At 69.1% G+C, this 22,569-nt stretch carries 17 protein-coding genes and 1 pseudogene; 3 read left to right on the top strand and 15 right to left on the bottom strand.

Annotated features, from left to right (window positions below; all coding sequences use genetic code 11):
- Position 1: 1 nt before the first annotated feature.
- The 8 genes from HY049_19330 to HY049_19295 form a co-directional block, all read right to left on the bottom strand.
- Complete coding sequence (locus HY049_19330; GenBank protein ID MBI3451051.1) at positions 2-1,147, bottom strand: acyl-CoA dehydrogenase family protein; 1,146 nt, start codon at positions 1,145-1,147, stop codon at positions 2-4.
- 152 nt (positions 1,148-1,299) lie between these two features.
- Complete coding sequence (gene raiA / locus HY049_19325) at positions 1,300-1,881, bottom strand: ribosome-associated translation inhibitor RaiA (protein MBI3451050.1); 582 nt, start codon at positions 1,879-1,881, stop codon at positions 1,300-1,302.
- Between the two features lie 20 nt (positions 1,882-1,901).
- Positions 1,902-3,386 (bottom strand): RNA polymerase factor sigma-54, encoded by a 1,485-nt coding sequence (gene rpoN / locus HY049_19320; protein ID MBI3451049.1) that lies wholly within the window; start codon positions 3,384-3,386, stop codon positions 1,902-1,904.
- Positions 3,387-3,416: 30 nt separating this feature from the next.
- Positions 3,417-4,145: an LPS export ABC transporter ATP-binding protein gene (gene lptB / locus HY049_19315; protein ID MBI3451048.1), complete on the bottom strand. Its 729-nt coding sequence runs from the start codon at positions 4,143-4,145 to the stop codon at positions 3,417-3,419.
- Positions 4,123-6,069 carry a hypothetical protein gene (locus HY049_19310; protein MBI3451047.1) on the bottom strand — a complete coding sequence of 649 codons (1,947 nt, stop codon included), beginning with the start codon at positions 6,067-6,069 and terminating at the stop codon, positions 4,123-4,125. Before HY049_19310 ends, lptB begins: the two co-directional genes overlap by 23 nt.
- A gap of 67 nt (positions 6,070-6,136) precedes the next feature.
- Positions 6,137-6,925, bottom strand: a complete 789-nt coding sequence (locus HY049_19305; protein MBI3451046.1) for an enoyl-CoA hydratase/isomerase family protein — start codon at positions 6,923-6,925, stop codon at positions 6,137-6,139.
- Positions 6,922-7,824 carry a 3-hydroxybutyryl-CoA dehydrogenase gene (locus HY049_19300; protein ID MBI3451045.1) on the bottom strand — a complete coding sequence of 301 codons (903 nt, stop codon included), beginning with the start codon at positions 7,822-7,824 and terminating at the stop codon, positions 6,922-6,924. The genes HY049_19305 and HY049_19300 overlap by 4 nt, the downstream gene beginning before the upstream one ends.
- 48 nt (positions 7,825-7,872) lie before the next feature.
- Positions 7,873-9,054: an acetyl-CoA C-acyltransferase gene (locus HY049_19295; GenBank protein ID MBI3451044.1), complete on the bottom strand. Its 1,182-nt coding sequence runs from the start codon at positions 9,052-9,054 to the stop codon at positions 7,873-7,875.
- 264 nt (positions 9,055-9,318) lie between these two features.
- Here HY049_19295 and HY049_19290 point away from each other — a divergent pair, with 264 nt between their 5' ends.
- From HY049_19290 to HY049_19280, 3 genes and pseudogenes are all read left to right on the top strand, one after another.
- Entirely contained in the window at positions 9,319-9,786 is a 468-nt protein-coding gene (locus HY049_19290) for a hypothetical protein (GenBank protein MBI3451043.1), read from the top strand.
- Positions 9,787-11,216: 1,430 nt separating this feature from the next.
- Positions 11,217-11,555, top strand: a pseudogene (locus tag HY049_19285) (thrombospondin type 3 repeat-containing protein).
- Between the two features lie 30 nt (positions 11,556-11,585).
- Positions 11,586-12,341 carry a thrombospondin type 3 repeat-containing protein gene (locus HY049_19280; protein ID MBI3451042.1) on the top strand — a complete coding sequence of 252 codons (756 nt, stop codon included), beginning with the start codon at positions 11,586-11,588 and terminating at the stop codon, positions 12,339-12,341.
- Between the two features lie 18 nt (positions 12,342-12,359).
- On the opposite strand, the gene HY049_19275 is transcribed toward HY049_19280, so the two are convergent.
- The 7 genes from HY049_19275 to HY049_19245 all read right to left on the bottom strand — a co-directional run bounded on the left by HY049_19275 (position 12,360) and on the right by HY049_19245 (position 22,394).
- Positions 12,360-13,232 carry an ATP-binding protein gene (locus HY049_19275; GenBank protein MBI3451041.1) on the bottom strand — a complete coding sequence of 291 codons (873 nt, stop codon included), beginning with the start codon at positions 13,230-13,232 and terminating at the stop codon, positions 12,360-12,362.
- Between the two features lie 23 nt (positions 13,233-13,255).
- A complete protein-coding gene (locus HY049_19270) occupies positions 13,256-14,143 on the bottom strand; it encodes an RNA polymerase sigma factor RpoD/SigA (GenBank protein ID MBI3451040.1) in 888 nt (295 codons plus the stop codon).
- A gap of 97 nt (positions 14,144-14,240) precedes the next feature.
- The gene (gene dnaK / locus HY049_19265; protein MBI3451039.1) at positions 14,241-16,157 is read right to left on the bottom strand and encodes a molecular chaperone DnaK; all 1,917 of its coding nucleotides are present in this window, start codon (positions 16,155-16,157) and stop codon (positions 14,241-14,243) included.
- Between the two features lie 87 nt (positions 16,158-16,244).
- Positions 16,245-17,492 (bottom strand): DUF4388 domain-containing protein, encoded by a 1,248-nt coding sequence (locus HY049_19260; protein ID MBI3451038.1) that lies wholly within the window; start codon positions 17,490-17,492, stop codon positions 16,245-16,247.
- 76 nt (positions 17,493-17,568) lie between these two features.
- Positions 17,569-19,899: a S8 family serine peptidase gene (locus HY049_19255; protein MBI3451037.1), complete on the bottom strand. Its 2,331-nt coding sequence runs from the start codon at positions 19,897-19,899 to the stop codon at positions 17,569-17,571.
- A gap of 94 nt (positions 19,900-19,993) precedes the next feature.
- On the bottom strand, positions 19,994-21,901 hold the full coding sequence (locus HY049_19250; GenBank protein ID MBI3451036.1) for a tetratricopeptide repeat protein: 1,908 nt from the start codon (positions 21,899-21,901) through the stop codon (positions 19,994-19,996).
- 1 nt (position 21,902) lies between these two features.
- On the bottom strand, positions 21,903-22,394 hold the full coding sequence (locus HY049_19245) for a DUF1844 domain-containing protein (GenBank protein MBI3451035.1): 492 nt from the start codon (positions 22,392-22,394) through the stop codon (positions 21,903-21,905).
- Positions 22,395-22,569: the final 175 nt, after the last annotated feature.

Below are 22,569 nucleotides of genomic sequence, written 5' to 3'. Positions count from 1 at the left end.
GCTAGCCTTTGAGGATGTGCGAGGCGATGACCATCCGCTGGATCTCGGAGGTCCCTTCGTAGATCTCCGTGATGCGGGCGTCGCGGAAGTAGCGCTCCACGGGGTACTCGGCGATGTAGCCGTAGCCGCCGAAGATCTGCACCGCCTTGTAGGCAACGCGGTTCGCCGCCTCCGAGGCGAAGAGCTTCGCCATCGAGGCCTCGAGCGTGTAGCGCTCCTTCGTCTCCTTCGCGTGCGCGGCGCGGTACGCGAGGAGGCGGGCGGCGTCGACGTCGGTGGCCATGTCGGCGAGCATCCACTGGATCGACTGGTGCTCGGCGATCGGCTTGCCGAACTGGACGCGCTGCTTCGCGTACGTGACGGCCTTGTCGAGCGCCCCCTGGGCGATGCCGAGCGCCTGCGCCGCGATGCCGATGCGCCCGCCGTCGAGCGTGTGGAGCGCGATCTTGAAACCCTGGTCGCGCGTGCCGAGGAGGTTCTTCGCGGGGACCTCGCACTCCTGGAGGACCACCTCGACCGAGCCGGAGGAGGTGATCCCCATCTTCGTCTCGGGCTTCCCGAGCGAGTAGCCCGGGGAGCTCCTCTCGACGATGAACGCCGAGATCCCCTTCGAGGAGGGGGCCGCCGGGTCGGTCTTCGCGTAGACGATGCAGGCGTCCGCGGCGATGCCGTTCGTGACGAAGACCTTCGCGCCGTTGAGGATCCAGGTGTCGCCCTTGAGCGTCGCGCTCGTCCGCAGGCTTCCCGCGTCCGAGCCGGCGTTGGCCTCGGTCAGGCAGTACGCGCCGATCTTCTCGCCGCGGGCGAAGGGCGTCAGGTACTCTTTCTTCTGCGCTTCAGTTCCGAAGGTGTTGATCGGGTGCGAGTAGAGGGAGTTGTTGACCGAGAGCACGACGCCCAGGGAGGCGTCGACGCGGGAGATCTCCTCGATCCCGATGACGTACGCGAGGGCGTCCATCCCGGCGCCCCCGTGCGCCTCGTCGACCATCATCCCCATCAGGCCGAGCTCGGCGCACTTCTTCACGTTCTCGTACGGGAACTCCCGCGTGCGATCGTGATGGGCTGCGCGGGGCTCGATCTCCTCCTCGGCGAACCGGCGGAGGTTCTCGCGGAGCATCCTGTGATCGTCGTCGAGCTCGAGTCTCATGAGGGCGCTTCCCGGAAGGGCCGGAGCGGCAGCCGGCCTTCAGCCTTCCCGCGTAAGCGTTGGCCGGACAGCGGGATAGGCGCCGGAGGTTAACGTGGCGCCCTCCGCGAAGTCAAGCGGGACGGGGCTTTGGGGGCGGTCGGCCCCCCGGCTCACCTCTCGGGCTCGATGAGGCCGAAGCTGCCGTCCTTCCTGCGGTAGACGACGTTCACTTCCTGCGACCGCTCGTTGCGGAAGACGACGAATTCGAGCCCGGCCTCGCGCACCTGGAGGGCCGCCTCCTCCACCGACATCGGCTTCCTCGAGAAGGTCTCGCTCCGGACGATACGGGGCGGACCCCCGTCCGCATCCGCCGCCGAGGCGCGTGCCCCCTTCGCCCGTCGCCGGGCCGGCTTCTCCGCGGCGGCCGGCGGCTCCGGCGGCGCGACGGGGCCGGTGGACCTTCGGCGCCTCGCGACGTGCATCTCCTTCTTCTTGCGCGCCTGCTTCTCGAGCCGTTCGATGCAGGTGCCGATCGACGCGTACATGTCGGCCGACGATCCGCGCGCGCTGAGGGTGAGGTGGCGCCCGTGCACCACCAGCTCGGCCGTGTGCCGGTGCTTCTCGACGACGAGGATGGCGTGGACCTCCATCACCTCGTCGACCCATCGATCGAGCTTCGAGATCTTCTCGCGGGTGAACGACTTGAGCGCGGGAGTGATTTCGATGTGCCGTCCGGTGATTACGAGTTTCATTCAGGACTCCGCGGCGCCTGTCAGGCGAAGGGGTGCTTGCGATCGTTGGAAGAAGGAATTCTCAGCTCTCCACGGTACTTGGCGACGGTGCGGCGGGCGATGCGGATTCCGTGCTCGTCGGCGAGGCGCTGCACGATGGTGGCGTCGCTCAGCGGGTGCTGCCCGTCCTCGGCGGCGACGAGGTCGCGAATCTTCTCCTTGACCTTCAGCGATGAGATCTCCTCCCCGGTCGAGCCGGGGACCGCCGCGTGGAAGAAGTAGCGCATCTCGAAGAGGCCGCGAGGCGTGTGCATGTACTTGTTGTTGACGACGCGGCTGACGGTCGATTCGTGCATGCCGATGTCGTCCGCCACGTCCTTGAGGATGAGCGGGCGCATGTGGTCCATTCCGTAGTCGAGAAAATCCTTCTCGTACTTGATGATGCTCGTCGCGACCTTGAAGATCGTCCTCTGGCGCTCGTCGAGGCTCTTGATGAACCGGTGGGCGGCCCGGACCTTCTCCTTCACGTAGTTCCGGGCGTCCCGATCCGTCGCGGGGTCGTGCTTCTCGAGCATCTTCCGGTAGACGCCGCTGATCCGCAGCCGCGGCATCCCGTCCTCGTTGAGCAGGACCTTGTACTCCCCGCGCTCCATCTTGACGATGAAGACGTCGGGTGTCACGTACTGCGAGCGCTGCGCGTTGTAGCGGAGCCCCGGGGAGGGGTCGAGCCTGCGGATCACCTCCATGGCCGCCTGCAGCTCGGGGCCCGAGCAGCCGAGGCGATGCTGCAGCTCCTGGTACTTGTGCGCCTGCAGCAGCTCGAGGCGATCCCTCACGATCTCCTCGATGAGGTGCTCGAGGACGGCGTTGTGCACGTCGAGGCGGTGGATCTGGATGAGGAGGCACTCGCGCAGATCGCGGGCCGCCACGCCGGGGGGATCGAGCGCCTGGACGATCTTCAGCGCCGCGTCGACCTCCTCCGGGGAGTACGGCCCCATCGTCTGGATCTCGTCGAACGTCGCGCCGAGATAGCCGTCGTCATTCAGGTTGCCGACGATGGCGTCGGCGATCTCGCGGAGGCGATCGTCCATCGGCGTCGCCTCGATCTGCCACGAGAGATGATCGGCGAGCGTCTGCTGCTTGGTGAGCGTCGCCTCGAACGACGGGAGCTCGATGTCCTCGGTCTGGACGCGCGGCTCGTAGGAGCGCTCGACGTAGTCCTCGTAGAAGGCCTCGAGGTAGTCGTCGTCGAACTTGTCCTCTCCCTCGGGGGTGGGCGCCTCGACCTCGGTGGACGGCGCGGCGTCCTGCCGCGCGATCTCCTGCTCCGGCGCCTCGTGCTCCTCGCGCTCGCTGACCGTGCGCTCGCTCCCCTCCTCGAGGACCGGGTTCTCGACGAGCTCGTGGGTGATCTCCTCGAGGAGCTCGAGCTTGCTCAGCTGCAGGAGCTTGATCGCCTGCTGGAGGGACGGCGTCATGATGAGCTTCTGGCTCATCCTGAGGTTCAGCTTCTGTTCAAGCCCCATCGATCATCCCTGTCCTGCGAGGTCTCGCCATCAGCTCAGGCTGAACTGCTCCCCGAGGTACACCTGCCGCACGCGCGGGTCCGCGGCCAGGGCCCCGGGCGGGCCGGATTGGAGAATGGCCCCGTCGGCGATAATGTACGCCCTGTCCGTTATTTGTAAAGTTTCGCGAACATTGTGATCGGTGATCAGGATGCCCAGGCCGCGCTCCTTCAGGTGCGCGACGACGCGCTGGAGATCCGCGCGCGCGATCGGGTCGATCCCCGCGAACGGCTCGTCGAGGAGGATGAACGACGGGCTCGTCGTCAACGCCCGGGCGATCTCGACGCGGCGCCTCTCCCCACCCGAGAGCGTCGTCGCCTTCTGTTTCGCGAGGTGCGACACGCCGAACTCGTCGAGCAGCGCGCCGGCCCGCCGGCGCATCTCCTCCCCGCCGATCCCCACCGTCTCGAGGACGGCGAGGAGATTGTCCTCGACGGACATCCTCCGGAAGATCGACGCCTCCTGGGGCAGGTAGCCCAGGCCGCGCCGGGCCCTCTGGTGCATCGGCAGCGAGGTGATGTCCTCGCCGTCGAGGAGCACTTTTCCCCGGTCGGGGCGGACCAGGCCGAGGATGCAGCCGAAGGAGGTGGTCTTGCCGGCGCCGTTGGGGCCGAGCAGCCCGACGATCTCCCCCCCGTCGATGCGCACGCTGACGTCCCGGACGACCTGACGCCCGCGGAAGGTCTTGTAAAGGCCTTCAGTGAGGAGGCTGCGGGCCAACTTTCTTCCCTTCTGAGCCGCGCGGCTTGAGTGTGACCCAGGTGCGCCCGCCCGTCTCGGATTCGACGAGAATCCTATCAGCGGCCCCCTCGTAAGTCAACACGACGCCTCTTACAAATTGTTGATTTGAAGGATCTTGTATCGATACGAGGCGCCCGCGCCCCGACAGAACGTATCGCTTCTCCTTGAGCGAAACCACCAGATGATCGCCGTCGCCGACGCGCGCGCCGTCCTGGAATCGAACCTTTCCCGTGGCGTCGAGCTCGGTGATCCCCTCCCCCTCCCCGATCTTCGCGACGAGGGAGTCCGCGTCGATGCGCGAACCGGCGGTCGTCGCGTGGACGTTTCCCGTGAAGCGGGCTTCGGCGGCCTGACGGCTGTACATCAGATCGCCGGCCGATACCGTCGCGATCTGCGGGGCGCCTCCCCCCTCGCTCTTCGAGGGAGCCCGGGCCACGACGCCGCCGTGCGCTTCCACCGTCCCCGCCTCGTCCGCCACGTCGATGGACGGCGCCTCGAGGCTCGACGCCCCCTGCCAGATGCGGACCTTGTCGCGGTAGCGCGCGATCCGCCCGTCGCGGATCGCGACGAGAGATCCGCTCATCGCGTGCACCGGCCCGTCGCCGGACAGGAGCCCCGACGTCGACCGAGCGCCGCCTTCGTTCGGCTGCGAGAGGGTCTTCACGGTCCCCTTCGCCGAAAGCGTCCCCTCCTCGCGGCGGATCTCGATGTGCTCGGCCGTGACCGTCCCGCCGTCGCCCTCGACCCTGGCCTGCGAGCCGGGCTCCGTCGCGTCGAGCACCCACAGATTCCCCCGACCGTCGAAGGTGATCCTCGGGGCTGAGAGGGTCCGGGCGGCCTGCGCCGCCTGCGCGTCGCCCTCGGCGTCCCCGGAGATCAGCGATCCGTCGTCGGGGTTGAGCTTCGCGTGGATCGCGCGACCCTTCAGCGTCGTCGGGGTCTGCTCCCTGTCCCTGGGCGACGGGGGGACGACGAGGAGGGCGTTCTCCTCCGCCGTCACCGACTCGAGCGCCCCGTGGGCGAACCCGAGCGTGATGCGTGAGGCGTCGAGGCTGCGGGCCGCCCCCGCGTCGTCGGTGACGGCGAGCTTCACCCCGCCGGTGGCGACGGCGTCGTGAATGTCGCCCATCTCGTCCATTCCCGCGGCGAGCGCCTCGCCGGTGAGCTCGCGCCTCCCCGGCCCGAGGATCTGCGCCCCCCGCGCCCCGCCGCCGCTTGTCAGCCGGAACCCGCCCGTCGCCTCCACGCGGCGCACCTTCGAGCTGTTCGGATCGAGCGCGACGTCGAGGGCGGCTCCGGTGAGGTTCTCGCCCGCGGCCGTCTCGAGAACGTAGGAGACGAACGAGTCGTGCGATGTCTCGCGATCGATCACGGCCCGCGTCGCGTGAATGGAGCGGATCCCCGGGGCGTTCGGATCCCCGTTCACGACCACGTCGCCGAGGAGCTCGAGCCTGCGCTGGGAGACGAGGTACCTCAGGCCTTTCGCGGACCCCTCCATCCCCTGGCGCGCGAAGCTGACGTCGGCCTCGGAGCTGACCTCCTGGAGCGTCTCGCGGTACTTCATCTCGCGGACGCCGAGACGGAACCCGCTGTCTCCCCGCAGCTCGACGCCGTTCTCGAAGCTCCACCCGCCGCTCTCCCCTTCCGTCGAGAGCGCGAGCGGGGCGGAAAGCTCCGTCCGCTCCTTGCCCGGGCCGAAGAGCGTCACCTTGACGTCGTGAAGCTCCTTGTTCCCCTCACGGTAGGTGAAGGCCTCGGCGGCCTGCACCCGGAACGACGGCAGGCCGCGCCGGGTCTTCGTGCTGTCGAGGTTCCGCGCGCGCTGCGCGACGTTTTCGGCCGTCTCGAGCGCCGCGAGGGGCCTCGCGAGGGCCCTCGGTCGCCCGAGGAGCGACACGCCCACGGCGGTCGAGAGGATGGCGAGCGCGCCCAGGAAGACGTGCCTCAGCTTCAGGTTTGCTGTTCGAATGTCAACGACCCTTGAAGGCCGGCGTCCGCCTGGGCTTCTCGAGAAAGGCCCGCGTCCCTTCCTTCATGTCCTCGCTCGTCGTCAGCAGCCCGAAGAGAGTCGCCTCCAGGAAGTGCCCCTCCGCAGCCGGCATCTCGAGGCCGCGGCCGACCGCCTCGATCGCGAACCGCACCGCGACCGGGCCGCGCGAGAGAATCGTCCTGGCGAGCTTCTCCGCCTCCGCCAGGAGCTCAGGCTGCGGGACGACGCGGTTCACGAGCCCGATCCGGTGCGCCTCGCGGGCGTCGATGGGTTCTCCCGTCAGGATGATCTCGAGCGCCCTGCCCTTCCCCACGAGCCGGGGCAGCCGCTGCGTCCCGCCGAACCCCGGGATGATGCCGAGCGTGACCTCCGGGAGCCCGAGCTTCGCCGTCTCCGACGCAACCCTCATGTGGCAGGCGAGGGCGATCTCGAGGCCTCCGCCGAGCGCGAAGCCGTTGATGGCCGCGATGGTCGGCTTGACGCTCGTCTCGAGCTGCGCCAGGACCCGCTGGCCGTGGAGCGAGTAGTCCTTCCCTCCCTGCGGCGTCTGCTCGGCCAGCTCGGAGATGTCGGCTCCGGCGACGAACGCCCTGTCGCCGGATCCCGTCAGCACGAGGGCGCGGGCCGAAGCGTCGGCTCCGAAGGCCTGGACGGCGGCGTCGATCTCCCCGACCGTCTCGCGGTTCAGCGCGTTGAGCTTGTCGGGGCGGTTGATCGTGAGGCGGGCGATGCCGTCCGAGACGGCGTAGAGGAGGTTCCGGTAGCTCACCTTCCACCGCCGCCCACGAGGTAGTCGTTGGCCTTCGGGCTTTCCGCGCTCCAGTCGTAGAATCCCTTCCCCGACTTCTTGCCGTGATAGCCGGAGAGGACCATCCGCTTGAGCAGCGGGGGGGGCGCGAACCGGCGCTCGCGGAACTCCTCGAACATGATCTCCGCGATGTAGAGCGTCGTGTCGAGCCCGACGAAATCGAGGAGCGTGAGGGGGCCCATCGGATGGCCGCATCCCAGCTTCATCCCCTCGTCGATGTCCCGGATCGTGCCCACCCCCTCCTCGAGGGCGCGGATGGCGTCGAGGATGTAGGGGACGAGGAGACGGTTGACGATGAACCCCGTCGCGTCCTTCGTCCGGATGGGGGTCTTGCCGAGCGCCTGCACGAACGCGCACGCCTCGTCGTGGACGGCGTCCGCCGTCGTGAAGGTCCTCACGACCTCCACCAGCTTCATGAGCGGCACCGGGTTGAAGAAGTGAAGCCCGAGGAATCGGTCGCGCCGCTTCGTAGCGGTCATGATCCCGGTGATGGAGAGGGACGACGTGTTGCTCGCGAAGATCGCCTGCGGCCCGCACACGGCGTCGAGCTTCGCGAAGAGATCGCGCTTCGTCTTCAGGTCCTCGATGACGGCCTCGATCACCAGATCGCGGTCCGCGAGGGCCGCCGCGTCCGTCGTCCCGCGGAGCCGTGCGAGGGTCGCGTCACGATCCGCCGCGCTCATCTTGCCGCGATCGACGCCCCCCTGGAGGAACGAGCGGATGCGCCCCATTCCCTTCTCGAGGAATTCGGGGGCGGCCTCGAGGACGACGGTGTCGAAGCCCGACTGCGCGCACACCTGGGCGATCCCTGCGCCCATGAGCCCGCATCCCAGCACGCCCACTTTCCTGATGGTCACGATCGACTCCTTTTCCGAAGAGGACCGCGGGCGCGGGGCCCGCCGCCGTGATTACGAGAGGGACTCGACGACGAGGGCGATCCCCTGCCCTCCGCCGATGCAGGCGGACGCGATGCCGTACTTCCCCTTGCGGCGACGCAGCTCGAGGAGCAGCGTCAGGACGAGGCGCGTTCCGGTCGCCGCGAGCGGGTGGCCCAGGGCGACGGCGCCGCCGTTCACGTTGACGCGATCGCGATCGAGGCCGAGCTCCCTCTCGACCGCGAGGTACTGCGCGGCGAAGGCCTCGTTGATCTCGAAGAGGTCGATCTGCCCGAGGGTGAGCCCCGTCCGGCGGAGCGCCTCGCGGATCGCCGGCACCGGCCCGATTCCCATGATGCGGGGATCCACGCCGGCGTACCCCCAGCCGACCAGCCGCCCGAGAGAGGGCCACCGCTCGGCCTTCGCGCGGGACGCCTCCGCGAGGACCACGGCCGCCGCTCCGTCCACGATCCCGGAGGCGTTCCCCGCGGTGACGAGGCCCCCCTTCCCGAAGGCCGTGGGAAGCCCCGCGAGCCCTTCGAGCGTGGTGTCCCCCCTGCGGTGATCGTCCTCGGCGAACGCGACCATCTTCCCGCGCTCCTTCACCTCGACGGGGACGATCTCCTCCTGGATGCGCCCGGCGCGGTACGCGGCGTCGGCGGCCCTCTGGCTGCGGAGCGCGTACGCGTCGCATTCCTCGCGCGTGATCCCCTTCTCCTTCGCGAGAACCTCGGCCGTCTCCGCCATCATCAGCCCGCAGTGCGTGTCGAGGAGGGCGACCATCAGCGAGTCCTCGAGCTTTCCCTCGCCGAGGCGGAATCCGCTGCGGGCCCCGCGAATCACGTGGGGGGCCTGCGACATGTTCTCCATGCCGCCCGCGACGACGACATCGGCCTCCTCTCCGCGGATCAGGTGAGCCGAGGAGACGAGCGCCTGGATCCCCGAGCCGCACAGCCGGTTGACGGTGAGCGCCGGCACGGTGATCGGCATCCCGGCCTTGAGCGCCACGTGGCGCGCGCCGTAGATCGCGTTCCCGGAGGTCTGCAGGGCGTTCCCCATCACGACGTGATCGACGGCCGTCGCGGGGACCTCGCTCCTCGCGAGCGCCGCGCGCGCGGCCAGGGCGCCCAGCTCCGTCTCCGCGATCGCCCGAAACCGCCCGTTGTACTCGGCCATCGCCGTCCGGGCGCCGTTCAGAATGTGAATCTGTCGCATGGCCGACGAGACCTCCGATCGAGGGATTGGGCCGTCAGAAGTTGGGGAGCGTGGGAGGATCGCCGGGGATTCTAACAGAGCGGCGGACGGAGCATCAACGAAAACGCCGCCACCGCCCCCCGGGGCGCCGCCGGCGGCCATCCCCGAGGCGCATTTTTTGAGGGCGGCGAGGCCCGGATCGCGGTAAATTACGATTTTCCGGCACCGTCCGCGGGGGTTGGTGCGTCCGCGGCTTCGTCTGTCGTTCATTCGGGGTGCGGATCCATGCATCGGCTCGGGGTCATGATCGTCGCCGGGGGGCTTCTGGCCCTCGGGGGCGCGGCGCGCGGTTCCGAGCCGGAGGGGCGGCTCATCCTCCGCCCGTCGCTGGTCCGGCAGGCTTCGGGGGCGGCGCTCCTCCGCCTCGACGTCACACCTTCCGTCAACGTCACCGCGCTGAGGCTCACGCTTCAGGTCCCCCCCGGCCTCGAGATCCACCCGCGCCGCTTCACGGGAATCGCCCATTCCCTCGGGGACCTGGCGCGTGGCGAACCGGATCGCGAGGAGTTCGACGTGGTCGTCCCCCAGGGTGCGGGCCGCGTCCTGTCGATTCGGCTGGACGGGGTCGACGAGGCAGGGCGCCCGTTCACGCAACGAATCGGAGTTCCGATCGGCGTCCCAGGGACAGCGCCGCAGGTCCGGGGCGGCGCGGCGGAGTTCGCGGCCTCCGCCCCCCGCCCGGGTGACCGTTGATCTCCGCACACCCGCTTCGCGCGCGGGTCGTTCTCGCGATCGCGCTCGCGTCCCTCATGGCCCCCCCGGCGCTGGCCAACTGGACGGCGAGCGGGTCGGCCTTCTACCGGGACCGGGAGTTCGGCACAACGGGGTTCACGGGGGTCGAGCCCCTGCTTCCCGTTCGATTCGCCGACGTCGAGATCGTCGACGCGACCTCCGCTTCGGTCCTTGCCTCGGGGAGCACGAACGCCGCGGGCGCGTTCTCCTTCACCGTCATCGACAGCTCCAGTCGCAACGTGTACGCGCGCTTCCTGACCCGCTCCACGCAGACTCCCGACCTCTTCATCAAGGTCACGACGGCCTCGATCACGCCGTACGCCGTGGCATCGACGACGATCATCGGCCACGCTCCGGGCGTCGCGGTCAATTTCGGGAACCTCACGGCGGAGATCGGCTCGGGAGGCGAGCCCTTCAACCTCTACGACAACGCGGTCCTCGCGTCGGACTACATGGCCTTCCTCAGGGGCAGCCGCCCCACGGCCTCCCACTCCCTCACCGTCGTGTGGGAGGCGAGCCGCGGGCAGACCGTCTCCACGACGGGGTCCTCGCGGATCGACATGAGGGACACGGGCGCGTACGACGACACGGTGATGCTGCACGAGTACGGCCACTTCGCCGTCTTCAACTACTCCGCCACGAGCAACCCGGGAGGAACGCATTCCCTGAGTGACTGCGACGAGCCCCCGACGCTCGCCTGGGAGGAGGGGCACGCGTCGTACTTCATGGGGGCGATCCGGCGGCACTTCGGGTTCGATCATCCGAACGTCTACGTCAAGACGACGGGAGGCGCCGGGCCCGGGAACCTCGACACATGGTTCGATCTCGAGACGATGTCGCAGTACGCGTGCAGCGGCGACACGAGCGAGGTCACGGTCTTCACGGCGCTGTGGGACATCATCGACGACGCGTCGACCCCCGACTTCACTCCGGGGACCGACGACGCCCCGGTGGACACGCTGGCGCTTCCGGACGCGAGCGTCTGGGCGACGATGGAGTTCGGCCTCCCCGGGCGAACGGGGATCTCGGCCGAGGATTTCTGGGACGCGTGGTTCGAGGCGCCCGTGCTGAACGGGCACGCCGCCCAGATGGTCTCGATTTTCTCGGGCGGCGTCCAGATCAGCTTCTTCCCGGACCCCTTCGAGCCGAATGAGACCCAGGGGGCGGCCCGCGGCGTGGTCGCGACGGGAAATCCGATTCCTGTGACCTACTTCCGGGATCCCGACGGGGACGGATCGGGGGGCGGGCTCGTGGACGAGGACTGGTTCTCGTTTCCGGCGACGGGGGGACGGGCGTACACCATCGAGACCGTCAACCTGCTGTCGGACGCCGACACGTTCCTGCGCCTCTTCAATGCGGGCGGGTCGCTCCTCGGCTTCAACGACAACCGCGTGATCGGCGATCCCTCGTCCCTGATCGCGTGGACGGCCCCCTCCACCGGCACGTACTTCGTGCGCGTCACCCGGACCGCCTCGCTCTACGCGACGGTGTACGGATCGTACTCCCTGAAGATCACCGGCCCCCCCGACGGCGACGCCGACGGATCTCCCGACGACATCGACAACTGCCCGTCGGCGTACAACCCGACCCAGGCGAACTCCGACGGCGACCCCCTCGGCGATGCGTGCGACAACTGCCCGACGACGACCAACCCGTCGCAGGCCGATCTCGACGGCGACGGCCTGGGCGACGCGTGCGATCCGGACCGCGACGGGGATCTCGTCGCGAACGGCTCCGACTGCGCGCCGGACTGGCGGGGGATGACGGCGATTCCGGGCGAGGCGCTCGGCGTGAGCTTCGCGGCCGACCGGGTGACGATCACGTGGGACGGCGCGCCTCAGGCTCACGCGTACGATCTGCTGCGCGGGGCCGTCGCGCTCACGGCCCCGTTCTCCGTCTCGCCCGCGTGCTTCCGGACGGACATCGTGACGCGAAGCACGACCGACGCGGGCGCGCCGGCCGCCAACCAGATGTTCTATTACCTGATCGCGGGGCGCAACGGGTGCGGCGCGGGAACCGTGGGGTCCGGCACCTCGGCGGCGCGCCCGCCGACGGGCTGCACTCCGTCCGCGAGCGCCGACGCCGATCTGGACGGCGTGCCGAACCTCAAGGACGTCTGCGCGTCGGCCGCAAACGCCGCGCAGCTCGACCTGGACATCGACATGGTCGGCGATGCCTGCGACAACTGCCCCGTCACCGCCAACCCGAACCAGGCGGACGCGGATCGCGACGGCGTCGGAGACCTCTGCGACAACTGCCCCCTCGCGGCGAATCCCACGCAGGTGGACGGGGACGGCGACGGGTTCGCGGACGCCTGCGACAACTGCCCGTCTATCCCGAACTCCTCCCAGCTCGACACCGATCTCGACGGCCAGGGGAACGCCTGCGATCTCGACGACGACAACGACGGAGTGCCGGACGTCTCCGACAATTGCCCGCTCGTGTCGAACCCGACGCAGCTCGACAGCGATCACGACGGGATCGGCGACGCCTGCGATCCGACCCCCTTCGGTTGAGAGAGGCGCCGCGGGGGCCTAGCGAAGGCGGGTGCGGGTGCTCGCCTTGAGCTTCTGGCGGTAGTCCTCGCCGAGAAGGCGGATCGTGAGGCACATCTCGTGAAGCCGCGAGCGCACCGGGCTTCCGATCCGGTCCACCAGGAGCGTGCGGTCCCCCGGCTTCGGCGCGCGCTCGGCGGCGGGAGATCCCTGGTCGCGGCGCGCGCTCTCGCCGCCGTCGCCCCGGCGGCCCACGGGCTCCTCGTCGGCGAGGTTCGTCGTGATGATCGTGACGCGGCGATCGTTGTACCTCGTGTTGACGATGTGACCGACCAGATCCCTGACCCACTCCGTCATGCGCGCGGCGCCGAGGTCGTCGAGGACGAGGACCTCGGTCTGAAGGAGCGGGCGGAGCACGTCCATCTCGGACGTCTGCGACACCGGGTCGTAGGAGGCCTGCAGCTCCTTGAGCAGGTCCCGGAAATCGGCGAACAGCCCGGGTATCCCCTGCTCGAGGATGAGCGAGCGGAGCGCCGCGACGGACAGGTGCGTCTTGCCGACTCCCGGCGGTCCCAGGAACAGGAGACCGAACTCGACTTCGTCCTGCACCTTGAGGACGGTGTACGAATCGACGAAAGCGCGCGTCTGCGCGAGGGCGCTCTCCTGCGAGGCGTCCTGGGGGAGAAACGTCCCGAAAGAGCAGCTCTCGTAGCGACGGGGGATCCGGGCGAGCTTCATCAACTCGGAGGCGCGGCGGGCGCGCCGGCACTCGCAGACGGTGGCGGCGCTGCTCCGCCCGCCGGGGCGCTCCGCGACGCGGAAGCCGGTGCCGAAGCAGATCGGGCACCGCGCCTCCCCGGACGGGCCGGACCGCTCGGGAGCCTGCGTCCGTTCGATCGAATGGCGAGCCATGCGCCTCCCCGCCCGGGTGCCGATCAGTTCAGGTAACCCCTCAGGTGCTGAACGCGCTGGGAGCGGAAGAGCTTCTCGAGAGCCTGGGCCTCGATCTGGCGGATGCGCTCGCGCGAGAGGCGGAGGATGTCGCCGATCTCCTTCAGCGTCATCGGGTCCTTCTCCTCCCCGCGCTCGCCGAGGCCGAACCGCAGCCGCACGACCAGCTCCTCCTTCTCGTCGAGCTCGTCGAGGCACGCCCGGATCAGCTCCTTGAGGGACGACCGGAAGAAATCCTCGTCGGGGGCGGGGACGGACTCCTGCTGGAGCTTGTCCGCGAGATGGAAGTCGTGATCCTCGTCGATCACCGTGCTGAGCGAGACGTTGTCGTCGGCGACGCGCAGAAGAAAGTTGATCTCGTCAACCGGGATCCGCAGGCGAGTCGAGATCTCCTCCGGCGTCGGGCTTCTCTCGAACTCGAGCGTGAGCTGCTGGATCGTCTTGCCGATGCGGTACAGAAGGTTCGCCTGCTTCTGAGGCAGCCGGAAGGCGCCGCTCTGATCCGACAGGGCGTGAACGATCGACTGCCGCACCCACCAGACGGCGTAGGTGATGAACTTCACGTTCTTGGCGGGGTCGAAGCGCTTCGCGGCCTCGATGAGGCCGATGTTCCCCTCGTTGATCAGATCGAGGAACGAGAGGCCGCAGCCGCGGTACTTCTTCGCGAAGCTGACGACGAAGCGGAGGTTGGCCTCGACGAGCGTGCGAAGGGCCTCCTTCGCGTCGCGGTCACCGCGCTTGATCTTCGCGCCGAGCTTCTTCTCCTCGTCGGCGGTGATGCGTGGGAGTTTCGAGATCTCCTGAAGATACTTCTTGAGGCTCTGCGAGCTCCCGCCCCCCGCACCCTTCTCGGTGCGGCTCCCCTCTTCCATCCGCGACCTCCGCGCATCGTCCGGTCCCGCGCGGGTCCGGCATCGAAGGCCCGCGCGGGGCCATCATACTTCGCGGGAGGTCGGCGCACAATTCTCGCTACTTCTTCTCCTCGACGTCGACGAACTCGGCGTCGATGACGTCACCCGGCTTGCGCTCCGGCCCCGGACCGCCGGCGGCGGCGCCGGCCCCGGGTGCCTCCGGATGCGCGTGCGCCGAAGCCTGCGAGTACATCTTCTCGGCCATGGCGTGCTGGACGGCGGTGAGCGCCTGCACGGCGGACTCGATCTCCTCGCGCGTCCCGTCCTTGATCGCCTTCTTCAGCTTCTCGAGGGCTTCCTCGACCCGGGTCTTCTCGGCGGGAGGCACCTTGTCACCCGCCTCCCGCAGCATCTTCTCCGTCGCGTAGGCGACCGAGTCCGCGCGGTTCCGGGCCTCCACCTCCTCGCGGAGCTTGCGATCCTCGCCCGCGTGCGTCGAGGCCTCCTGGCTCATCTTCTCGACCTCGTCCTTGTTGAGGCCGCTGCTCGCCTCGATGCGGATCTTCTGCTCGCGCCCGGTCCCGGTGTCCTTCGCCGTCACGTGCATGATGCCGTTCGCGTCGATGTCGAAACCCACCTCGATCTTCGGGACGCCGCGGGGGGCCATCGGGATTCCCTCGAGGCGGAAATTGCCGAGGAGCTTGTTGAACCGGGCCATCTCCCGCTCGCCCTGGTAGACCTTGACGTCGACGGATGTCTGGCTGTCCTCCGCGGTGGAGAAGACCTCGCTCTTGCGCGTGGGGATCGTCGTGTTGCGGTCGATCAGGCGCGTGAAGACCCCCCCCAGGGTCTCGATCCCGAGCGAGAGCGGCGTGACGTCGAGAAGGAGAATGTCCTTCACGTCGCCGGCGAGGACTCCGGCCTGGACCGCCGCGCCGACCGCGACCACCTCGTCGGGGTTGACGCCCTTGTGGGGCTCACGGCCGAAGAACTCCCGCACGACCTGCTGCACTCTCGGGATGCGCGTGGAACCGCCGACCAGGACGACCTCGTCGATCTTGTCGGCCGTCAGCTTCGCATCGCCGAGCGCCTGCCGGCACGGTCCCACGCTTCGCTGGATCAGCTCCTCGACGAGACTCTCGAACTTCGCGCGGCTCAGCTTCATCACCAGGTGCTTCGGCCCGGAGGCGTCCGCCGTGATGAACGGAAGGTTGATCTCGGTCTCGACCGTCGTGGACAGCTCGCACTTGGCCTTCTCGGCGGCCTCCTTGAGCCTCTGGAGGGCGATCCGATCCTTCCCGAGGTCGATCCCCTGGTCCTTGCGGTAGTCGGCGACGATCCACTCGATGATCTCGTGATCGATGTCGTCTCCGCCGAGATGCGTGTCGCCGTTCGTCGACTTGACCTCGACGACCCCCTCGCCCACCTCGAGAATCGAGATGTCGAACGTCCCCCCGCCGAAATCGTAGACGGCGATGGTCTCGTTCTTCTTCTTGTCGAGCCCGTAGGCCAGGGCCGCGGCGGTGGGCTCGTTGATGATTCTCTCGACCTTCAGCCCGGCGATCTCGCCCGCGTCCTTGGTCGCCTGACGCTGCGAATCGTTGAAGTACGCGGGAACGGTGATGACCGCTCGATCGACGGCCTGTCCGAGGTACGCCTCGGCGGACTCCTTCATCTTCTGCAGGATCTTTGCCGAGATCTCGGGGGGAGAGAACGGCTTCCCCTGGATCTCGATGCGAACGTCTCCGTTCGGGGCGGGTCCCACCTTATAGGGAACCCGGGACGACTCCGCAGGCACCTCCTCGAAGCGCCGTCCCATGAACCGCTTGACCGAGAAGATCGTGTTGAGCGGGTTCGTGATGGCCTGCCTCTTGGCGACCTGCCCGACGAGGCGCTCCCCCTTGTCCGACACGGCGAAAATCGAGGGGGTGGTCCGGGTGCCTTCCGCGTTGGGAATCACGACCGGGGTTCCACCTTCCATGACGGCGACGACGGAGTTGGTGGTCCCAAGGTCAATCCCGATGATCTTGCTCATGCGTCGGATCCTCCAGGTTTCCAATCGGCGAGGGCGCCGACTGTAAGAACCGGATCTGGTCGAGTCAAGGGTTGGCCGGGAGGGTCCTCAGCGCCGGTTGGAGGCCGGCCGGGGCTTGCCGGGTGCGGCTTTCGGCCGATGCTCGATCGACAGATCGGCCCTTTCGGGGACGATGAGCCGGTACCCGCCCTCGACGGCGACGTACTCGAGATCATGCCCCCACGCGTCCTTCAATGCCGCGCCGCCGACGAGGCGGCCGCGCGTCAGCTCGGCCAGATCGTCCGGGTAGAACCCCTTCTCGAGGAAGTAGACCTGGATCGCCTCGTCGACGGTCTGCACCCGGCTCCTCGTGATGGACGTCAGGATCCCCGTCAGGAGCGGGTCCTCGTGGGCCGGGGGGAGGCGGTTGAGCGGGTTCCGTCCCATCGCCAGGGCGGAGACGGCGGCCGCCACCAGGAGGATCAGCGTGAGCGCGGACCAGAAGGCCGCGGAGACCTCGCGCCGGGGCGCGGCCTGTTCCGCGCGACGCGGCAATTCCTGGCGGACCTCCCGGATGAGGCTGCGGGCGAGGAGGTCGTACAGGATCCGGCACGTCTCGAAGTCACCGAGCCCCGAGCGATCGATGATCTCCTGGACGGTGATCTGGCCGTCGACGGCCGAGTAGACCCTCGCCTCCTGGGCCGAGACGACGATCGCGTCGCTCGCCGTCCCCTGGGCGCGCGGCGCCGCGTCGGCGATGGCGGTGACGAGGACGTCCTCCTCCCCTTCCTCCTTCTGGACCTCGACCGGCGCTGCGGCCCGGGTCTTCGCGAAGATCATGTCGACCGACCGGATCTTCTTCTCGATGATCGGCCATTCGTCGATCATCCTGATCCCTTCCATCAGGATGCTCTCGGCCGAGAGCGGCGTGAAATGCTCCCGGTCGTACTCGATCGACTGCTCCTGCTTGAACTGGTAGTCGCCGTCGCTCCACCTGAAGAGCCGATAGACGACCTGCGTCACCTGCAAGCGGAGCGCCTCCGCGAGATCCTCGTTCGAGATGTACTTCTCTTTGATGAGGATGTTGCCGAGCCGCTGGAGCGTCCGCTTCTGCTGCCTCAGCGCCTGCTGGAGGTCGTCCTCCGAGATCAATCCCGACTTGGCGAGCACCGAGCCGAGGAGATCTTCCAGCTTCTTGTTCTGGGAATCCGCGGAGACGACGCTGCCGTCGAGAAACGAAACGGTGACGACATCGTCAGCGCTCTTGAGCGTGAGCACGCCGGTCTTCCGCTGATTGCCGATCAGCTGGAAGATGTCGGCGAGGCCGAAATCCCTGAGCGTTCCTTCGAGGGCCATCCGCGCGATCTCCTGGACGAACGCGCGATTATAAGCGCCCCCCGCGTGCGCGTCGAGGAGCGGGCAGGCCCGTCCGTCAGAGCGTCAGGATGAAGATGTTCGAGTGCAGGCCGTTCGCGAAGACGCGAACCCGGTTCGCTCCCTTGCGAAGCGAGAGCTTCGCGAGCGAGCCCTTCGTCGTGGCGATCAGTCCGGTCGGCTTCGCCTTGACGGCCCCGGGGGCGTTCACGCCGTTGATCTCGACGGCAAGGACCCCGGAGAAGGCGCTCCCCGTCATCTTGAGAGTCCTCGTCCCCCTGCTGTACTTGACGAAGGCGAGAGCCGGGCCACCGGGCGACGCCTGGCTGAAGTCTCCGGTGGCGGCGGCGCTGACGTTTCCCTTCGAATCCGTGAGGGTCAGGTCCGCCGTGACCGCCGTCGCGAACGCGCCGAGGCCCGTGACGTCCGCCACGTCCGAGAAGGTGGGCATCCCCGCGTGAGACGCGGGAAGGCGACCGGTTCCACCGAGAAGACCGCCCGCGCCGTCCTTGAGCACGATCTCGGCCTCCGCGACGTCGGCGTCCGCATCGCTTCCGGAGAGCGAGACGGCGAGGTGATCGCCGAGAAGGTCGGTGGTCAGGCCGGTGATCGTCGGCGCGGTCCCGCCGTCGATCGCCGTCACCGCCGCGTCCGCGTCGAGGAGCCCCGCGCCGTAGATCGGATCGAGCCCCGGCGCGCCCCTGTCCGCCGCCGTCGCCTGAAGGGCCTCCTTCACCAGGGTGAAGTCGAGCCCGGGCTTGTGCTCGAGGAGGAGCGCGGCGACCGCGCCCACGTGCGGCGCGGCCGCCGAGGTGCCGAAGAACGGGCTCGGGAATCCGGCGGCCCCGCTCACGGAGACGCCGTCGATGGCCGTGAGGTCCGGTTTGTCCTCGTTCACGACGGCCGGGAAGAAGAGATCGCACGGCCCCTGGCTGCTGTAGGGGGCGATCTCCTCCGTGTTGGGATTCGAGGCGTTGATGGCGGCGACCGTGAGCGCCCCGGAGGCGTTGGCGTGCCCGGCGATGCTGAACCCGGAGGTCCCGAACTCGATGTCGGTGAGCCCCGAGTAGAACAATTTCAGCCGGCGCGGCGCGCCCGAGAAGCGATCGACGATGACGAAGAGCTCGAGCGGCGACAGGCCGAGCCTGTTGTCGATCACGGCCATCTCGGCGGGATCCCCGGTCCCGTTCTGGGTGTCGTCACCCTGCGCCACGATGTTCATGTTGGAGTCGACGACGTAGAGGTCGTAGTCGTCCGCCGCCGCGCCGAACCTGTCGGCCCACTGCAGGAACACGACGCCCACCGACTGGGGGAAGACCGTGATCGACTGCGTCGTGTGCCCGGGTGAGAAGAGGTGGACGTCGTGCGTGGGCGCGCCGAGGGAGCCGCCTCCGGAGAAGTCGCCCGTGTACGCGCCGCGGTCCGCGCCGCTGGGCTCCGCGAAGTTTCCCGCCGAGGTGGCGTAGACGATCCCCCGGGCGGCGAGGGCATCGATGGCGCGGGCCACCGGGCCTTCCTCGAAGTGGGGCTGATCGAAGAACGTGAGGTCGTCGACGATGACGCGGGCTCCGGCGGCCGCGAGCTGGTTGATGCCGGTGATCATGTCCGCGCTGCTCGAAGGGCCGTAGAACGCCAGGTCGGCGCCGGGGGCGAGATCGTGGACGATCTCGAGCATCGCCGTCCCCTCCCCGGCCCCCTGTCCCGCCTTCAGCACCTGGACGCCGGGAGGAAGATCCCCGCTGAACTGGGCCGAGGAGATCCCGTCCACGCTGTCGGAGAGGACGCCGACGGTCACTCCCGCGCCCGAGAGCCCGAAGTGGGTGCGCGCGACGTCGGCGCGGAGCAGAGCGTCCCCCTGAGAGGCGGTGCTCCCGGTGGAGACGTACGGCGGGATCGCGGGGCGTATCGACGCGACCCGCTCGAGGCCCGCCACCGCGCCCAGACGATCGGGCGCCAGCCACCCCTCGACGGTGCCGGACTGCTCGTCGGCGAGAAAGTCCTGCACCCCCGCGGCGGCCAGAGCCTCCGCCGACTCCGCGCCCGCCCCGAGGGTTTGGATCGAGACGCGGAGCGCGCCGTCCTCACGCACGACGAGCGGGACGAATCCCGCGCGGCCCCCCGAGGCGGAGGCCGCGGAAAGAATCGGGGCCGACGGCGGCATCGCCGCCGCCTCTCTCAGGACCCGGCTCACCTTCCGCCACGGAGCGCCCAGGCGTGACTTCTCGAGCGTCATCTCGCGGCCGGCGAGCTCGGCGAGGCGCGCCGAGAGCGAGAGATCGGCGCGCGGTCGACCCGCCCGTTCGCTCGGCTCGGCCGGCGCCGCAGCGAGCGACACGCTCGCGACCAGGATCGTGATCGCGCCGAAGGTGCGCAGATGCGTGACTTTCATCAAGATCTCCTTCCGGGCGGGCGAGGTGGTCCAGGCAGGGGAAGTTTGTGTACCGCGAGGAGCCCCGTGTGTCAAGGCCGAACGGGCGGGAAGATCATCGCGGGGGCTGCGGGACGAGCGAGTTCGCGAGGCTCCACAGGAGGATCATGACGAATCCGGCGGCCAGCGTCGTGATGGACGGCAGATCGAGGACGGGGATCGAAGGCGCCAGGACGAGCCAGCGCCCGAAGAGCAGGGCGGACAGCGGCACGAGCCAGGCGAGCATCAGTCCGGCGCCGGCGACGGTCCGGCCGGCGATCAGATGGCCCGCGCCGGGAAGGAGAATCGTCGCGAGGCGGACGCGTCGCTTCCAGTTCCGCGCGAACCGCTCCACCTGCGCCAGCTTCCGGGCCCTGACGGGGGCGGCGATGGCCTCCCGCTTCACGAAGAGGTGAATGCACTGCGCGCAGCACTCCTTCGCCCCGAGCTCGCGCTTGCACCGCCCGCAGAAGGCCTCCCCACACCGGATGCACGTCTGGGCGTGGGCGCCGGAGCGCGCGAGGCCGGCGCCCAGAAGGATCAGGATGGTCGCCACGGCGCCGATCAACGTGGGTGAGAGGAGCGGAAAGGAGCCCCGCAGCGCGGCGGAAGCGGACTCCACGTCCATCTCGGCGCGGACCTCGTCGGCGGTCGCGGTCGCCGGCAGCGGCACGATCTCGTCGCCCCTCCCGCGGGCGGTCATCAGCGCGCGGCCGAGGTTGGGATCGAGCTGCTGCAGCGTGCGGGCGCTCGCCTCCGCGTCCGTCAGGCGCAACGACTCGTTCTGGGCGATGGAGAGGTTGTAGAAGAAAACCGCGCTCTTCGGATCGGCCTCGGCGGCCTTCGTGTAGTAGACGATCGCCTGCGGCGTCTGGCCGGTGCGCATGTACAGGTTGCCGATGTTGTTGAGCGTCCGCGGATCGCCCGGATGCAGCTCGAGGAGCCTGTGGTATTCGTCGAACGCCTCGCGCGTCATGTCGGCGCGCTCGTACGTCGTCGCGAGGAGGAGCCTCAGCGCGCGCGCTTCGGGCTTCGAGCGGATGGTCCGCTGCAGGGCGCCGACGATTTCGACGCCGTGCTCGCCGGAGAGCGCCTCGGAGATCGCGAGGCCGGTCGGGTCCGAGGCGATCTGCGCCGAAAGGGTGCCCCACGCCGCCAGCGGACCGACCGCGATGAGCACGACGCAGCCCACCGCCGCGAGGAGCCTCTCCGCTCCCGACATGTACCTCGAGAGAATCGCGGCCCAGTAGTAGAGGACCCACGCGCCACCGAACCAGGCGAGAAGCGGGGCCAACAGCACGATCCAGCCGGCGAGCCGTGAGGCGCCGTCGGGCCAGCCGGCCGGCATGCGCTCGGCCACGTCGTGCCGCAGCATCGCCTGATAGCGGACGACCGTGGCGCCGATGATCCCGACCGCCGCGAGGGCGAGGGCGATCGCCGCGACGAGAGACGCGTTGGCCGCCCCCTCCCGCCGGAAGGTCTGCCACCGCAGGCGAAGCCCCTCCCGGTACTCCGTCATGAAGAGGCCGAACCCCCGCCCGGCCTTCAGCGCGGCCCACGCGTACCCTGTCTGGGCCTCGGGCATCCGATGATCGAACCGCCGCGCGAGATCGAAGGCGACCCGGGCCCGCTCGTAGTTCCCTTCCCGGAGGTGCTCGTAGCCTTCGTAAGCGAACCCCCGCGCGAGCCACGGGACCCGATCGAGCCGCTCGGTCCGGACGATCTCGGTCATCGCCTCGACCTGGCCGGCCGCCCCCACCATGTCGCCCGTCTCGAGGTTCGCTTTTCTTCCGAACCAGAGGGTCTGGAGTCGCGCGTCCGCGCTCCCTCCCTTCCCGCGCGCGCGGGGCGCGGCCTCGGGCAGCGCGGGGGCGGCCCCCTCGACTTGCGGGGGAGGATCGTCGGCCGCAAACGGAACCGTCGCGGCGAACAGAGCGCAGACCGCGAGGGAGAGGGACGTCGCCGCCAGGCGGTGAATGCGCATCCTAGGTGTCGGCGACCTTCAGGGCGTACGTCATCTGGAGCTCGGCGAGGAGCGTCTCGAGGATCCGCGACTCCTCCGTGGCGAGGTTCCCCGCGGTCTTTTTCTTGATCGCGAGGAGCATCTCGATGGTCCCGCGCGCCGCCGCGAAGTCCACGGGCTCCTGCCCCTCCGGCCCGGCTCCCGCACCCTCGGCGTCCTCGGCCTCGGCGGCGTCTCCGGCGAGGCCGAGGTGGATGCATCCGCTCTGGTAGATGGACACGACGAGATTGAGGAACGCGGCATCCTGGGCCGCGGCATCGGTTTCGATCGGCGCCGGGTGCGCCATCGTGAACCCCTCTCCCTGAAGGGTTTTCGCGCCGTCGGGCGCGGCGGGTTTCGCGGGACCGGCGACGACGGTGGGCTCCGAATCCGCGTCGCGCCGCTGGCCGTCTTTGGTGAAACTTCTCCGATCCGTGACCTTGATCGTCTGGCTCGGATCGCGCTCTTCGCTCATCCACCCTCCGCGACCGCGAAACGTCGGCGTGCGATCGCCCGATCGCGGCGCATCCTAACACCGTGTCCAACGGGGCGGCAATCCGAGCGGTCGCCCGCGGAGCCTCGCGCGGTTGCGGCCGCCCACGCGCCGCTCCTATCATCGCCGCCTCGACGGGAGGCTCAGGTGGCCGACA

Source organism: Acidobacteriota bacterium, assembly GCA_016195325.1.
In the GTDB taxonomy this organism is placed as follows: Bacteria; Acidobacteriota; Polarisedimenticolia; order JACPZX01; family JACPZX01; genus JACPZX01.
The sequence above is the reverse complement of the archived record's forward strand: the minus strand, read 5'-3'. Positions and strand labels throughout refer to the sequence as shown.